Source organism: Colwellia sp. 6M3, from assembly GCF_014077595.1.
In the GTDB taxonomy this organism is placed as follows: Bacteria; Pseudomonadota; Gammaproteobacteria; order Enterobacterales; family Alteromonadaceae; genus Cognaticolwellia.
This window is the reverse complement of the sequence record NZ_JACGWF010000094.1, coordinates 1-15,463: the sequence shown is the minus strand read 5'-3', so window position 1 is coordinate 15,463 and position 15,463 is coordinate 1. Positions and strand designations below refer to the sequence as shown.

The window sequence follows — 15,463 nt, the reverse complement described above, 5'->3', positions numbered from 1 at the left end:
ATTTAATTGTTTGGTATTTTCTACTACTTTTGTAATTAACAGCTTTTCAGTTGATGTTAATTGCCAATATTTATTATAAAAGCTGGATTGTCTGGACGGTATATATTTAATTTTAGTAACAAGTGGCTTATCTTTATAAGTAGCCGAATTAATTGCTCTTATAACTTCTTGCGGGATCACCCAAGGTGCTTTTATTGATGGTAATTCGATATCGTCAAATAACGTAAAAAGTTCATACATTCTATAGACACAGTTTTCATCAAAGAAATAGTAAACATAGTCTTGTTCAATTAACTCCCAAATATGAGCAACCAAAAAATAATAATCGTCTTGAGATAAGTTTAATTTATATTCCCAAAGATCACGCAATTCATTTTCAAGATAATTTTGTGTATGGAAGTAATAATTTGAATGCGAAAAACTTCCATCGTATCCACCAACAACCCCTTTTAACATATAACTTATTGGATCTTCGTTTTTAGGAACTTTGGCACCAAAGTTTACACTCGTTTCTAATAAATTAAGTTTTTGGCTTTTATTCGTGTTTAATTTTAATAACGTATGTCCGTAATAAGAAGCTGGGTTTCCCAGATAGCCAGTAGCAAAAATCAGGCTCAATGATTGTGTTGAGGATAACTTTGACCAAGCAAGAAAGTCATCACAAACGACGGCTTTAACATTAGATAAATCAAATTTCTTTTTCAGCCAATGATACCTTGCAGGGAATCTACATTGAGGGTTTTCTGCAATCGTTTTTTCATTTCCAGTCAACGTAAATGCGTTAAGCGTATTTATTAACTCTTTTTTAGCTGTTAATGAGGAAAGTTCACTAAAATAAAAACGTTGTGAATGAATAACAAAATTACTATTTTCACTGTCAGAGCTAGGCGTTAATTTAATAAGCTTTTGCCATTTTTCTGATGTAGATATAGATTCTATTAGTTCGTTAGAGTAGGCGGGTATACTGTTATTTTGTGCATATATTTTGAAAATACAGCAATAACTCGTAACAAGTAATATTATAATTCTTAGTAGCATAAGGTTTTATTCAGACATAAAAATAGCTGCTTAAGAAGCAGCTATTTATTAGAGGTAAAAACTACATTAAATTACTGCGCAGTTTCCAACAACAGTTGAGTTGTTAACTATGCTGTAAAGTGCAGAAGATTTTTGAACCAAGTTTTGTTCTTGGTAATCGGCTTGATTAATGGCTTGAACCATACCATTACGAATATTGGCAGTAACTTCAGTTTGTACACTATCGTCACAGCCAAGAACACCATACATAGATGCTAAATGATCACCTGAACCTTCAGCAATTTCTTCTACGATATTATCATAATTATCAATAATAAATTTTGCAGCAATAACATTTGCACCAGTACATGTTTCTGGACTTGCTGTAGCAGAAGTAACAGCTGTTGTACCAATATCCCAAATTACATTAGATGTAACCGCAGCCCATTTTGTATCTTTAAATAGAGCAGCACCAATACCACAGTCTGAGAATGGATTTGGACCAGAGCCAGGGGTTTTATCAGCGGCTAATACATTTAAAGAAGATGCACAGAAAGCTATAGCTATAGAACTTATTAATATTTTAGTTTTATTCATGATATATCCATATTTTATTATTATTAAGGTGATTTTAAAAAGCCAAAACATAATACAAATAAATACCATATAAATCAATAGATTAATCCTTTTATTGACATTAATATCTTGCAGTACTATATTTTATTGAATTTTACGCATTAAAAAAGGGCGTTAAGCCCTTTTGTTAATCAGAACAAAATTCTATTGGCGAATGCCTTCAATATGGAGAATTAAATCAACTTTACCAAAATCTTTTTTAAAGCCAAATTCAGCCATTGCAATAGTAGCCGTACCGCTAAATCCTGCACGGTAACCGCCCCATGGATCATTACCTTCACCTATTCTTACTGCGTCAATAACTAATGGTTTAGAAACACCATGCATTGTAAATGTACCTGCAATGGCCAATTTACCTTCGCCTTTATCTATCACTTTGTTACTTACAAATGTAGCTTCTGCATATTTGCTAACATCTAAAAAGTCGTCTGAGCGAACATGTTTATCGCGTTTTGCATGATTTGAGTCAAAACTTGATGTATCAATAGTAACCGTTATTTTTGACGCTGATATATTTTCTTTATCATAAGAAAACTTGCCTGAAAAATCGTTAAAACGGCCAGCAAGCACACTAAAGCCCATATGGCTTGCTTCGAAATTTATTGAGGCATGTGCACCGTCAGTATCGATAATATAATCAGCTGCAAAAGCTGGCATTAAAGTGCTTGTGGCTAATAAAGCGCTCGCAAGTATAATTTTTTTCATCTTCATTCCTTTAATTGTTTATGAGTGTGTGTACTAAGACTTCGTCATTCGTTTAAGCGTGTTATCTTTATCAAAAAAGTGATGTTTTAAAGCTGCAGCTGCATGCAGTACTGCTAATACAATTATCCCGTATGCTACGTAATAATGTACTAAGCCGGCAATATCTTCTTGATTTTTTATCGCTAACACTAAAGGAGATACGTTAAACCAATCAAAAACAGCTATCGCTTTATCATTAGCACTGGTAATCAAAAAACCAGAAATTAATACAGAAAATAGAGCAGCATATAATAGAAAAATCATTAAAGCTGAAGCTTTCTTTTCAATTTTACTGTGACTGACTATTGAACTAGGTGAACCTGCAATTCGTCGCCAAAATAGTCTAAATAATGTTAATCCGATTAAAAGGATTCCGACACTTTCATGCCAATGGGGTGCACGTATATACCATTGACTACTGTAATCTAACTCAACCATCCAATAACCCGAAGCAAATAAAGCAATGACACTTAATGCTGAAATCCAGTGTAATAATTTGCTCAATACACCGTATTGCTGTGAATTATTTCTCCACAATAATTTATTACTATTCATTTTTACTTCTTATGGATATCTGTTTTATTTAGTTTAGCTATCAACATTTAATATATCTATTAATTTGGGCGCGTAAAATGGCGCTTTATCGCATATTTTGCTCATTTAAAGATGACGTAAATATTTTACTTAGTTCTGAGCTTACTATATTGATAAAGTTTAATTGTAAATTATTGTAGTCGTTTAAAAATAATGCTTTGAAGGGATTTATCTATACTGAACTAAGTGCTAGAAGATATAAGTGACTCAGTTACTTTAGACTAGTCGTATAAATCAGCTATTTTCATTATATATAACAAAAATATGCCGTTAATTTGTAGTATAAATTTAAATTTTAAGTAATAAAAAAGCGACTATTTACCGAAGTAAAAGTCGCTTTATGAGTCACTAAAACTTAGTGTTAGCTATTTTTTGCTTGTAGCTTGTATAACACGTAATTGTGCGACAGCACGAGCTAATTCAGTAGCAGCTTCAGCATAATCGACGTCGCCGCCATGATCATTTAAGTGCTTCTCTGCGCGTTCTTTAGCTTCAAGTGCTTGTTGCTCATCCAAGTCATCAACGCGTATTGCTACATCAGCTAACACGGTAACGTTATTTGGTTGAACTTCAAGCATGCCACCAGAAAGATAGATAATTTCTTCTACGCCATCTTCCTTAACAATTCTTGCCATACCTGGTTTTAGTGAGGTCAGTAAAGGTGCATGACCAGGCATAATGCCTAGCTCACCTTCACTACCTGTGATCTGTAATGATGAAATGCTACCAGAGAATAATTCCTCTTCAGCACTTACTACATTCAGATTAACAGTTGGTATTGCCATTTTGACCTCCTAATTGGTGACTGCAAACTTTAATAGCTTTTAGTCACCAGCCTTCATTACATGTTTTTAGCTTTTTCAGCTGCTTCTTCAATAGAACCAACCATGTAGAAAGCTTGCTCAGGTAAATCATCGTACTCACCTGCAAGTAAACCTTTAAAGCCACTGATAGTGTCTTTAAGTGATACATACTTACCAGGAGAACCGGTGAATACTTCAGCAACGAAGAACGGTTGAGATAAGAAACGTTGAATCTTACGTGCGCGATTCACTGCTAATTTATCTTCTTCAGATAACTCATCCATACCTAAGATGGCGATGATATCTTTAAGTTCTTTGTAACGTTGTAATGTTGATTGAACACCACGGGCAGTTTCATAATGCTCTGTACCAACTACTAATGGATCAAGTTGACGAGATGTAGAATCTAGTGGGTCAATGGCAGGGTATATACCTTGCGAAGCAATATCACGACTCAATACAACAGTTGCATCTAAGTGAGCAAAGGTTGTTGCTGGAGATGGATCGGTCAAATCATCTGCTGGTACGTATACCGCTTGGATTGAAGTGATTGAACCTTTCTTCGTTGACGTAATACGTTCTTGAAGAACACCCATTTCCTCAGCTAGTGTTGGTTGGTAACCAACGGCTGATGGCATACGGCCTAACAATGCAGATACTTCAGTACCAGCAAGTGTATAACGGTAGATGTTATCTACGAAAAATAATACGTCACGACCTTCGTCACGGAATTTTTCAGCCATAGTCAAACCAGTAAACGCTACGCGTAAACGGTTTCCTGGAGGCTCGTTCATTTGACCGTAAACTAACGATACTTTATCAAGTACATTAGAGTCGTTCATTTCATGGTAGAAATCGTTACCTTCACGAGTACGCTCACCTACACCAGCAAATACTGAGTAGCCGCTATGCTCGATCGCGATGTTACGAATAAGTTCCATCATGTTAACGGTTTTACCAACACCAGCACCACCGAATAAACCAACTTTACCACCCTTAGCGAATGGACATACTAAATCGATTACTTTGATACCAGTTTCAAGTAGTTCATTAGACATCGCTTGGTCAGCATAAGCTGGCGCTGCGCGGTGAATTGACCACTTTTCTTCTTCGCCGATTGGACCAGCTTCATCGATAGGCTCACCCAATACGTTCATAATGCGACCCAACGTACATGTACCTACTGGTACTTGGATGTTATTACCTGTGTTTTCTACGTTCAGACCACGACGCAAACCGTCTGATGAACCCATAGCGATAGCACGAACTACACCACCACCTAATTGCTGTTGTACTTCTAGTACTAAGCCTGAAAGGTCACCTTCAGTTATGTTTAACGCGTCATATACCTGAGGTACAGCATCTTGTGGAAATTCAACATCCACAACTGCGCCAATGATTTGGACGACTTTACCTGTACTCATGTTTAATCCTCTAATCTTGTGCTCTTATTTACTAAAAAATAAACAAAGAACCTTTGCTTATACCGCTGCTGCACCTGCACAAATTTCACCCAATTCTTGAGTAATACTTGCTTGACGAGCTTTGTTGTATACCAATTGTAAATCATCAATTAAGTCACCCGCGTTATCAGTTGCAGATTTCATTGCAACCATACGAGCGGCTTGTTCACATGCGAGGTTTTCAACCACACCTTGATATACTTGAGATTCTGTATAACGAACCAATAAATGTTCAAGTATTGCTTGAGCATCAGGTTCGTAAATGTAATCCCAGCGATGCTTAATAGCGTCATCATCTGACTTAGGCAAAGGTAAAAGTTGATCGATTGTCGGTTTTTGCGTCATCGTATTAACAAATTTGTTATATACGATGAACAATCTATCTATCTCACCATTGTCATAGGCATTTAACATCACCTTTACACTACCAACTAAGTCAGTAAGTGAAGGGTTGTCACCTAATCCCGAAATTTGTGAAACGACTTTAGCGCCCATATTGTTGAAAAATGAAGTAGCTTTAGAACCCACTACGGCAAATTCAACTTCGGCGCCTGCTGATTGCTGTTTACCAGCATCAGCAAGTACTTGCTTAAACAAGTTAATGTTTAAACCACCACACAAACCACGGTCTGTTGAGACTACGATATAACCTACACGCTTGGCTTCACGTTCTTCCATATATGGATGACGATATTCTAGATTACCAAGCGCGATGTGACCGATCACATTTCGCATATTTTCAGCGTATGGACGTGATGCAGCCATGCTATCTTGCGCTTTACGCATTTTGCTAGCTGCAACCATTTCCATCGCGCTGGTGATCTTCTGTGTATTTTTTACACTTCCGATCTTCGATTTTATCTCTTTACCACCGGCCATGACTATTCTCCGAAAAGGTTAACTAAATTACCAAGTTTGAGTAGCTTTGAAAGCTTCAATCGCTTTCGCTAAACCAGACTCGATATCTTTGTTATAGTCGCCTTTTTCATTGATTGTAGCCATCAACTCAGCGTGTTCATTGTTTACGTATGAACGTAGTGCGTCTTCAAAATCAACAACTTTGTTGATTGCGATATCATTTAAAAAGCCTTTTTCTGCGGCAAATAAAGATACAGCTGTTTCAGCAACTGACAATGGGCTGTATTGCTTTTGCTTCATTAATTCAGTAACACGTTGACCATGCTCTAATTGAGCACGTGTAGCGTCATCTAAATCTGAGGCAAACTGAGCAAACGCAGCTAACTCGGCATATTGTGCTAATGCTAAACGTATACCACCACCTAACTTCTTGATGATTTTAGTTTGAGCAGCACCACCAACACGTGATACAGAAATACCAGCGTTAACAGCAGGACGAATACCTGAGTTAAATAGGTTAGATTCTAAGAAAATCTGACCATCGGTAATTGAGATTACGTTAGTTGGTACGAATGCAGATACATCACCCGCTTGCGTTTCAATGATAGGTAAGGCAGTTAAAGAACCTGTTTTACCTTTTACTTCACCTTTTGTAAAACGTTCAACGTATGCTTCGTTTACACGAGCAGCACGTTCAAGTAAACGACTGTGAAGATAGAAAACGTCACCTGGGTATGCTTCACGACCTGGCGGACGACGTAAAAGTAATGAAATTTGACGGTAAGCAACTGCTTGCTTAGACAAATCATCATATACGATTAATGCATCTTCACCACGATCACGGAAGTATTCACCCATAGTACAGCCAGAATATGCTGACAAGTACTGTAGTGCAGCTGCTTCAGAAGCACCAGCAACAACAACGATAGTATTAGCTAACGCGCCGTGCTCTTCTAGAGAGCGAACTAAGTTAGCAACGGTAGAGGCTTTTTGGCCAATAGCTACGTATACACACTTAATACCGGTGTTTTTCTGATTGATGATTGCATCTAATGCGATAGCAGATTTACCAATTTGACGGTCACCAATGATAAGCTCACGTTGACCACGTCCGATTGGAATCATTGCATCGATTGATTTAATACCTGTTTGAACAGGCTCATCAACAGACTTACGATCGATTACGCCTGGTGCCATCATTTCAACTGGAGCAAAACCATCGTTATCGATAGGTCCTTTACCGTCAATTGGTTCACCAAGTGTATTAACAACGCGGCCTAATAAGCCACGTCCTACTGGTACTTCTAAAATACGACCAGTACATTTTACTTTAACGCCTTCAGCTAGATCCGCGTAAGGACCCATAACTACCGCACCGACCGAATCACGGTCAAGGTTTAACGCGATAGCAAAGCGATTGCCAGGAAGTTCAATCATCTCACCTTGCATTACATCTGCAAGGCCATGAATACGAATGATACCGTCAGTTACAGAAACGATAGTACCTTCATTTCGAGCTTCACTAACTACGTCAAACTGTTCAATACGACTCTTGATCAGTTCAGCGATTTCAGTGGAATTCAGTTGCATACTCTGTTCCCCGTTAGGATTGCATTATTGTTGCTAAGCGGCTCAATTTACCTCGTACTGAACCATCTATTACCATGTCACCAGCTTTTATTACTAAGCCAGAGACGACGTTTGCATCAATTTTACAAGTAAGTTTTACTTTTCGAGCCAAACGCTTTTCAAGCGCAGCGCATAATGTAGTTTCTTGTTCAGCTGTTAATTCAACAGCTGAAGTTACATCCACAGAAAGTGTTTTCTCATGTTCAGCTTTTAATTCGCGAAACTGAGCAACAACCTGTGGTAGCACCAATAAACGTTTATTTTCAGCCATAACTTTAATTAAGTTTTGGCCATTGCTATCAAGTTGAACATCACAGACTTTCAAAAATATGTCTTGTGATTGTTCTACTGACGCGCCACCAGAAAGATATTCTTTAATGGTGTCATCGTTAGCAACTTCTGCAGCGAAAACTAGCATTTCTAACCAGCTTTCAATTGCATTTGCCTCGACAGCAAAATCAAACGCCGCTTTAGCGTAGGGACGAGCGATGGTTGTCAATTCAGACATAAGCTCATTTCCCTCTAAAGTTCAGCTACAAGTTTATCTAAAATGTCGCTATGTGCAGCGGCATCAATTGAACGCTCAAGAATTTTCTCGGCACCAGCAACAGCAAGAATAGCTACTTGTTGACGTAGTTCTTCTTTTGCTTGGTTACGTTCAGTATCAATTTCTGCATGACCAGAAGCTAAGATTTTATCTTTCTCAGCATGTGCCTTAACTGCAGCTTCTTCAATTATTTGAGCTTCACGCTTTTTAGCAGCTTCTACAATGCCAGCTGCTTGCGCTTTAGCGTCTTTTAATTGTGCTGAAGCTTTCTCTTGAGCAAGCTCAAGATCTTTAGCGGCACGGTCAGAAGCAGCAAGACCATCAGCAATAATTGCTTGACGAGCTTCTATGGCACCAATAATTGGTGGCCATACATACTTCATACAAAAAATTACAAATACGATAAATGCGATTAATTCACCAAGTAAGGTTATATTAAGATTCATTTATGTATCTCCTATTCAAATTCGCGTTTAAATTAAGCTGGAACACCAACTGCGAATAATAGGTATAAGCCAATAGCAACACCGATCATTGCAATAGCATCGATAAGACCTGCTACGATGAACATTTTAACTTGAAGTTGAGGTGCTAATTCAGGTTGACGCGCAGCAGACTCTAAGAATTTGCCACCAAGTAAACCAAAACCAATCGCAGTACCAAGAGCACCTAGACCGATTAATAAAGCAACAGCGATATATAACATATTTATCTCCGATTATTTAAGTAAAGTTATAAAGTTAAAAAACTAAGGTTGAAACTGTTATTTATGTCCTTGTTACCTTTTGAGTAACAAGGGCAAAAAATTTAATAATTCAGGCATCCTGCCTTACACCCCAAAGGGCCGAATAAATTCGTGCTAATTTGTTTCCTACAAATTAGTGATCTTCGTGCGCTAGACTCAAATATAGAATCGTTAGCATCATGAAGATAAACGCTTGTAATGGGATAACTAATAAATGGAAAGCTGCCCATAAAAAGTGTACTGGCAATTGGAATAAACCAATTGTAGCAATTAACAAGAATATTAATTCACCAGCGTACAAGTTACCAAACAAACGAAGTGCTAATGATAACGGACGAGCCAGTAAAGTAACCATCTCTAAAATAAAGTTAACCGGGTAAAGAGACCAATGACCGAAAGGCTGAGTCGTTAGTTCTTTAATGAATCCGCCAATACCTTTTACTTTAATTGAATAGTAAATGATAAGAACAAATACACCCAATGCTAAAGCAAAGGTCATGTTTGGATCTGTTGTAGGTACGGCTTTCATGTAATGAACACCGAACATTTCAAAAATACGCGGTATTAAATCTACCGGTACCCAATCCATAGAGTTCATCAACAATACCCAAACAAAAATGGTTAATGCTAATGGTGCGATGACAGGGTTATTACCATGAAAGGTACTTTTAACACTATCATCAACAAATTCTACAATCATTTCAACAGCACATTGCAACTTTCCAGGGACACCTGTACTTGCTTTTTTTGCAACTGAACGAAACAACATGATAAATACCAAACCTAAAAACACCGACCAACCAAGTGTATCTATGTGAACGGTCATGAAACCTTCACCGACAGATAAATTGGTTAAATGGTGTTTAATATATTCTTGGCTGGTAATTCCCGCACTTGAAGACATATTAATTATCCCAATGATTAAAGTTTAAACAAAAATGGTGTTAATAACGGCAAAGCCACTACTAAACAAAAACTGCTGAAAAAAGCTATTGGCTCTATCGCTAAAAATTTGAAGGCTAGCGCAAACAAAACGGCCGTTAATACAATTTTCAATTTTTCGCCACTATAAAAAGAATCTAAGACCTTTTCTGACGATCTTGCTCCTGCATACTTAAATGCTTTATGAGCGAAGACAAAATTAGGAATTATACTTATTGCGCCACCAGTTAATACTGAGTGAGCATAGGATAATCCCCAAATAAAATATGTTGCTACACTGCAAGTCAAAACAATGATAATCGTTACAAAAATTTGCATAAAAGCAAATTTTCTTCCTGGTTTAGCTAACGTATTGTGAATAAATAAACTCACCAGAAACTCCGTACGATTTTTTTCGTAATGCTTTCAGTTTTTTAAAGTTGATATTACATCCTTAAAAAGCCGTGCAAGTATACTTAATTACAGATTGAATGCAACATAATAGGGCATGCTTTGCCCACATATTCTGCTATTTAGTCCTGCTAAATGAATAAATTACTACTAAGGTATTATACAATATAGAAACTTCAGCTTTGAATAGCTTAATTCTTAATACAACAGCCAATATATTGTCTTTTTTAAATTATTAATTTGTCATTACAGCTATTAATATATTATGAATCTTCCCAATTCATAATATATTTTCTAAAAAGAATTAAAACGAGAAACTATCCCATCAAGTTCAGATAAGTCACTGTATGAAATAACTAATTTACCTTTGCCTTTTTTATTATGATTTATCATAACGGCTGAACCTAGTTTTTCTGATAAACTTTGTTCAAGCGCTTTAGTATTAGGATCTACAGGCTTTTCTTCTACTTCTTTAGCAGGTTGTTGCACTTTCTTAATTAATGCTTCAGTTTCACGAACGTTTAACTCTTTAGCTACAACAATACGTGCAGTGTTAGTTTGAATATCATTATCTAATGCTAACAGTGCTCGTGCGTGGCCCATTTCAATATCGCCATGTTCGAGTAACGTTTTTACTTCACTGTTTAGATTGTTTAAACGTAATAAATTCGTAACCGCAGTTCTTGATTTTCCAACAGCGTCTGCAACTTCTTGGTGCGTTAACTCAAATTCAATTAATAAACGCTCTAATGCAATCGCTTCTTCCATTGCATTTAAATCTTCTCGTTGAATATTTTCAATAAGCGCTATTGCCACTGCCGCTTCATCAGGTACATGTTTAATCAAACAAGGTACAGTATCTAATTCTGCTAACTGCGCAGCTCGCCAGCGTCTTTCACCAGCAATAATCTCATAGCTATGTTCACTAACAGGGCGCACAACAATCGGCTGAATAATACCTTGTGCTTTAATTGAGTTAGCCAAATCGTCTAATGCTTCTGCAGACATGTCTTTACGTGGCTGATACTTACCAGGATGCAATTGCTCTATGGGAAGATTTTGTAATTCTGCATTTTTATTTGCTGATTCTGTTTTTTCACTGGCATTTACAGATGAATCTTCAGATGGTTTAGTTAGTAATGCATCAAGACCGCGACCTAGACCTCTACGTTTTGTTTGACTCATGATATTCCTTATTTCTACTCAGTAGTTGCTTGCGGTATAGGTTGTTTTTTCTGTTCAGCACGTCTTAAAATTTCACCTGCTAACGCCAGATAAGCTTTTGCACCAGTAGATGACTTATCGTAATACATAACGGGCGCGCCAAAACTTGGAGCTTCTGCCAATCGAACATTACGTGGAATAACCGTACGATAGACTTTATCACCAAAGTGACGCTTTAATTGTTCAGAAACATCGTTAGCTAATCGATTACGTGGGTCGTACATTGTACGTAATATACCTTCAATATGAAGCTTACCATTAACCACTGTTGTTAATTGTGAAATAGTATCCATTAATGCTGTTAGACCTTCTAAAGCATAATATTCACATTGCATTGGTACTAAAACAGAATCTGCTGCGGTCATTGCATTAACCGTCAACATATTTAAAGAGGGTGGACAATCTATGATGATATAGTCGTAATCTTTTCTTACTTTTGATAATGCATTCTTTAAGCGATGTTCTCTAGAATACACTTCCATCAACTTTATTTCTGCAGCAGTTACATCACTGTTGGCAGCAATAAGATCATAAACACCTGCGGTGTTTCTGCAAACGACTTCATCGAATGGACGTTCCTCAATGAGTAATTCATAACAAGTCGCCGGTACTTCATATTTATCTATACCGCTACCCATAGTAGCGTTACCTTGTGGATCTAAATCAACCAGTAAAACTTTCCGTTTAGTTGCCGCTAGAGAAGCAGCAAGATTGACCGAGGTTGTCGTTTTACCAACACCACCTTTTTGATTTGCAACCGCGATTATTTTTCCCACAGGAACCTCAATTACTTTCTGATCAAAAGTTTATTATTATTTATGATTTAACCAATTCAATCAAATGGCGTTCGCCTTCTAACTGAGGAACAACAATAGTATAACTATTTTCAAGCTTTATATTACTAGGTAAAACGGATATTTCTTCATGGGGATAAATACCTTTCAATGCTAAAAATCGCCCATGATTATCACCCACTAAATGTTCACACCAAGTTACCATATCTATTAAAGATGAAAATGCTCGGCTAAGTACACCATCAAAAGGTTGTTCTGGATGATATTCTTCAACTCTTGATTTAACCGGTGTTACATTCTGCAGTTTTAATTGAAAAACAACTTGTCTTAAAAAGGTAATTCTTTTCCCTAAACTATCTAATAATACGAATTTTCGATCAGGATACAATATAGCGAGTGGAATTCCTGGTAAACCTGGACCTGTGCCTACATCAATAAAAGATTGACCTTTAAGCAGCGGCCCAACCATTAAGCTGTCCATAATATGTTTTATAATCATATCTTTTGGATCACGCACTGAGGTTAAGTTATAAGCCTTATTCCATTTATTTAATAATTCAACATATTGGATAAGTAAAGAAACTTGCTCTGTAGAAACCTCAAGTGAGGTTTCTTTAATTAGAGCAACGAGTTGTTCAGACAATGTCATAAGGCGAAATCTTTCTTTTAAGCTGACTATTTAAGCACTTTTGCGTAATAAGCCATGTTTTTTAAGATAAACCAATAATAACGAAATTGCTGCTGGAGTAATACCAGAAATGCGTGAAGCTTTGCCAATAGTTTCTGGACGAGCATCTGAAAGCTTTGCAACAACCTCATTTGATAAGCCCGATATTTGGGTAAAATCAAAATCTAGTGGGATCAAAGTATTCTCATGGCGTTTCTTTTTTGCTATTTCGTCAAGCTGTCGATCAATATAACCCGCATACTTTATTTGAATTTCGATTTGCTCTGATGCTTGTTTATCTGCAATTGCCGGTCCTAAACCTTCAATTGAAACTAAATCTTCATATCTAACTTCAGGACGTCGTACAAGATCTTCTAAAGAATTTTCACGACTTAACGGTGTTTTCAGTAATTTATTTACTTGTTCTACAGCCGGGTGATCTTTTTGTAACCAAGTTGAACGTAAACGTTGACGCTCTAGTTCAACATTTTCCATTTTTTCATTAAATCGTTGCCAACGTAAATCATCCACTAGACCTAACGATCGTCCTTTTTCGGTTAAGCGAATGTCTGCATTGTCTTCACGGAGTAATAAACGATATTCCGCACGAGAGGTAAACATACGATAAGGTTCTTTAGTACCTAAGGTCGCTAGGTCATCAATAAGAACGCCCATGTAAGCTTGATCTCTAGTTAATACCAGCTCTTCTTTACCTTGTACCCTTGCAGCAGCATTGGTGGCAGCTACTAATCCTTGGGCACCTGCTTCTTCATATCCTGTAGTACCATTAATTTGACCAGCAAAATATAAGTTTTCAACAAATTTACTTTCTAAAGTCTGTTTCAAATCACGTGGATCGAAGAAATCATACTCGATAGCATAACCTGGTCGGGTTATGTGAGCATTTTCAAAACCTTTGATTGATCTAACAAGATCCATTTGTACGTCAAAAGGTAAGCTTGTTGATATACCATTAGGATAAATCTCGTGAGTGTTTAACCCTTCTGGTTCAACAAATATTTGATGGCTATCTTTTTCTGCAAAGCGATGTATTTTATCTTCAATTGATGGACAGTAGCGTGGACCTATACCTTCAATAACACCTGTGTACATAGGTGATCTATCTAAACCAGATTTTATTATTTCATGGGTTTTAGCATTGGTATGCGTTATAAAACATGAAACTTGTTCAGGATGATCGTTACCCGATCCCATATATGAAAATACAGGACGTGGATCATCACCTGGTTGCTCGGCCATTACTGAAAAATCTAATGATCTAGCGTCTAATCGTGGTGGTGTTCCAGTTTTTAAACGATCAATTCGAAATGGCATATCACGTAAGCGTGCAGCAAGGTTAACACTTGCTGGGTCACCAGCTCTGCCGCCTTGGTAATTGTTTAAGCCAATGTGTATCTGTCCTGCAAGGAAAGTACCTACCGTTAGCACAACGCTTTTAGCTTTAAATTTCAAGCCCATTTGCGTTGATACACCTACGATCTTATTATTTTCTAAAATCAGATCATCACAAGGTTGTTGAAATATGGTTAAATTTTCTTGGTTTTCTAAATAATTACGAACAAAATTTCGGTATAAATTTCGATCCGCTTGGATGCGAGTTGCTCGAACAGCAGGGCCTTTGCTAGCATTTAAGGTTCTAAATTGGATCGCTGCGTGATCTGCTGCAGTGGCCATTAGTCCGCCAAGTGCATCAATTTCTTTAACGAGATGACCTTTGCCAATGCCGCCAATCGCTGGGTTACAAGACATTTGGCCAAGCGTATCAATGTTGTGGGTCAACAATAATGTTTTACATCCCATGCGTGCAGCTGCAAGTGACGCTTCAGTTCCAGCATGACCTCCACCAACAACAATTACGTCATAAGACTCTTGATACCACATAAATTAATGACCTTAGATTATTCTATTTAAAAATTAAGAGCGATATTTTAGCGCTTTTTTCGCCTAAGGGGAATGATCTAATTTACGAAAAGATCTAAGCTTGATCGTTAAATAATATATAAAGATCTATTTAAAGATCTTATTATTATTACTTATTAGGATCCTTGTTTTCTGTTGATAAGTGCTTTTTATTGATTAAAAACAGTTAACTAACTACCACTAATAGTTGTGATCAAACCTTGATCAACTCATTTATAAGCTATGATCAAAACAGCTAGTTATCCACAGGGAGATTAATCTTAAATTCTATACACTGAATAATAATAGAAAATTAATAGCTTTTACCCAGACTTATACACAATACGGTTATTTATATTAACTTATTGTTAGTAAGTTATGTGTAAGTCGATTATAAATGATCTTGGTTTTCAGATAACCAAGCTTGTGATCGCTCTTCTGGATCAATATCTTCATTCATATCTAAAGTAATTAATGGTAATAATTCTAT

Annotated in this window: 17 protein-coding genes; all 17 read right to left on the bottom strand. The window is 36.9% G+C overall.

Features of this window, described 5'->3' with window-relative positions:
• The coding region (locus H4J50_RS15990; RefSeq protein ID WP_182257331.1) for a DUF4105 domain-containing protein at window positions 1–1,038 on the bottom strand (1,038 nt) is incomplete at its 3' end.
• A gap of 66 nt (window positions 1,039–1,104) precedes the next feature.
• Window positions 1,105–1,614, bottom strand: a complete 510-nt coding sequence (locus tag H4J50_RS15985; RefSeq protein ID WP_108457663.1) for a DUF3015 family protein — start codon at window positions 1,612–1,614, stop codon at window positions 1,105–1,107.
• A 183-nt stretch (window positions 1,615–1,797) separates the two neighbouring features.
• Window positions 1,798–2,358 carry a YceI family protein gene (locus H4J50_RS15980; RefSeq protein ID WP_182257330.1) on the bottom strand — a complete coding sequence of 187 codons (561 nt, stop codon included), beginning with the start codon at window positions 2,356–2,358 and terminating at the stop codon, window positions 1,798–1,800.
• 33 nt (window positions 2,359–2,391) lie between these two features.
• Window positions 2,392–2,952 (bottom strand): cytochrome b, encoded by a 561-nt coding sequence (locus H4J50_RS15975; protein WP_259366275.1) that lies wholly within the window; start codon window positions 2,950–2,952, stop codon window positions 2,392–2,394.
• A 404-nt stretch (window positions 2,953–3,356) separates the two neighbouring features.
• The gene (locus H4J50_RS15970) at window positions 3,357–3,776 is read right to left on the bottom strand and encodes a F0F1 ATP synthase subunit epsilon (protein ID WP_108457666.1); all 420 of its coding nucleotides are present in this window, start codon (window positions 3,774–3,776) and stop codon (window positions 3,357–3,359) included.
• 56 nt (window positions 3,777–3,832) lie between these two features.
• Window positions 3,833–5,218 carry a F0F1 ATP synthase subunit beta gene (gene atpD / locus H4J50_RS15965; protein ID WP_081150663.1) on the bottom strand — a complete coding sequence of 462 codons (1,386 nt, stop codon included), beginning with the start codon at window positions 5,216–5,218 and terminating at the stop codon, window positions 3,833–3,835.
• A gap of 57 nt (window positions 5,219–5,275) precedes the next feature.
• A complete protein-coding gene (atpG, locus tag H4J50_RS15960; RefSeq protein ID WP_081179537.1) occupies window positions 5,276–6,136 on the bottom strand; it encodes a F0F1 ATP synthase subunit gamma in 861 nt (286 codons plus the stop codon).
• 27 nt (window positions 6,137–6,163) lie between these two features.
• The gene (atpA, locus tag H4J50_RS15955; protein WP_108457667.1) at window positions 6,164–7,705 is read right to left on the bottom strand and encodes a F0F1 ATP synthase subunit alpha; all 1,542 of its coding nucleotides are present in this window, start codon (window positions 7,703–7,705) and stop codon (window positions 6,164–6,166) included.
• Between the two features lie 13 nt (window positions 7,706–7,718).
• Window positions 7,719–8,252, bottom strand: a complete 534-nt coding sequence (gene atpH, locus H4J50_RS15950) for a F0F1 ATP synthase subunit delta (protein ID WP_108457668.1) — start codon at window positions 8,250–8,252, stop codon at window positions 7,719–7,721.
• Between the two features lie 14 nt (window positions 8,253–8,266).
• Window positions 8,267–8,737 (bottom strand): F0F1 ATP synthase subunit B, encoded by a 471-nt coding sequence (gene atpF / locus H4J50_RS15945; protein WP_108457669.1) that lies wholly within the window; start codon window positions 8,735–8,737, stop codon window positions 8,267–8,269.
• 32 nt (window positions 8,738–8,769) lie between these two features.
• On the bottom strand, window positions 8,770–8,997 hold the full coding sequence (atpE, locus tag H4J50_RS15940; protein ID WP_077284459.1) for a F0F1 ATP synthase subunit C: 228 nt from the start codon (window positions 8,995–8,997) through the stop codon (window positions 8,770–8,772).
• Window positions 8,998–9,169: 172 nt separating this feature from the next.
• Entirely contained in the window at window positions 9,170–9,940 is a 771-nt protein-coding gene (gene atpB / locus H4J50_RS15935; protein ID WP_108457670.1) for a F0F1 ATP synthase subunit A, read from the bottom strand.
• 17 nt (window positions 9,941–9,957) lie between these two features.
• A complete protein-coding gene (locus H4J50_RS15930) occupies window positions 9,958–10,350 on the bottom strand; it encodes an ATP synthase subunit I (protein ID WP_310733275.1) in 393 nt (130 codons plus the stop codon).
• 312 nt (window positions 10,351–10,662) lie between these two features.
• A complete protein-coding gene (locus tag H4J50_RS15925) occupies window positions 10,663–11,553 on the bottom strand; it encodes a ParB/RepB/Spo0J family partition protein (RefSeq protein ID WP_182257329.1) in 891 nt (296 codons plus the stop codon).
• A 14-nt stretch (window positions 11,554–11,567) separates the two neighbouring features.
• Complete coding sequence (locus H4J50_RS15920) at window positions 11,568–12,368, bottom strand: ParA family protein (RefSeq protein WP_108457672.1); 801 nt, start codon at window positions 12,366–12,368, stop codon at window positions 11,568–11,570.
• A 40-nt stretch (window positions 12,369–12,408) separates the two neighbouring features.
• Complete coding sequence (gene rsmG / locus H4J50_RS15915) at window positions 12,409–13,035, bottom strand: 16S rRNA (guanine(527)-N(7))-methyltransferase RsmG (RefSeq protein WP_108457673.1); 627 nt, start codon at window positions 13,033–13,035, stop codon at window positions 12,409–12,411.
• A 30-nt stretch (window positions 13,036–13,065) separates the two neighbouring features.
• Window positions 13,066–14,955, bottom strand: coding sequence for a tRNA uridine-5-carboxymethylaminomethyl(34) synthesis enzyme MnmG (gene mnmG / locus H4J50_RS15910; RefSeq protein WP_182257328.1), 1,890 nt, complete (start codon window positions 14,953–14,955; stop codon window positions 13,066–13,068).
• Window positions 14,956–15,463 lie beyond the last annotated feature (508 nt).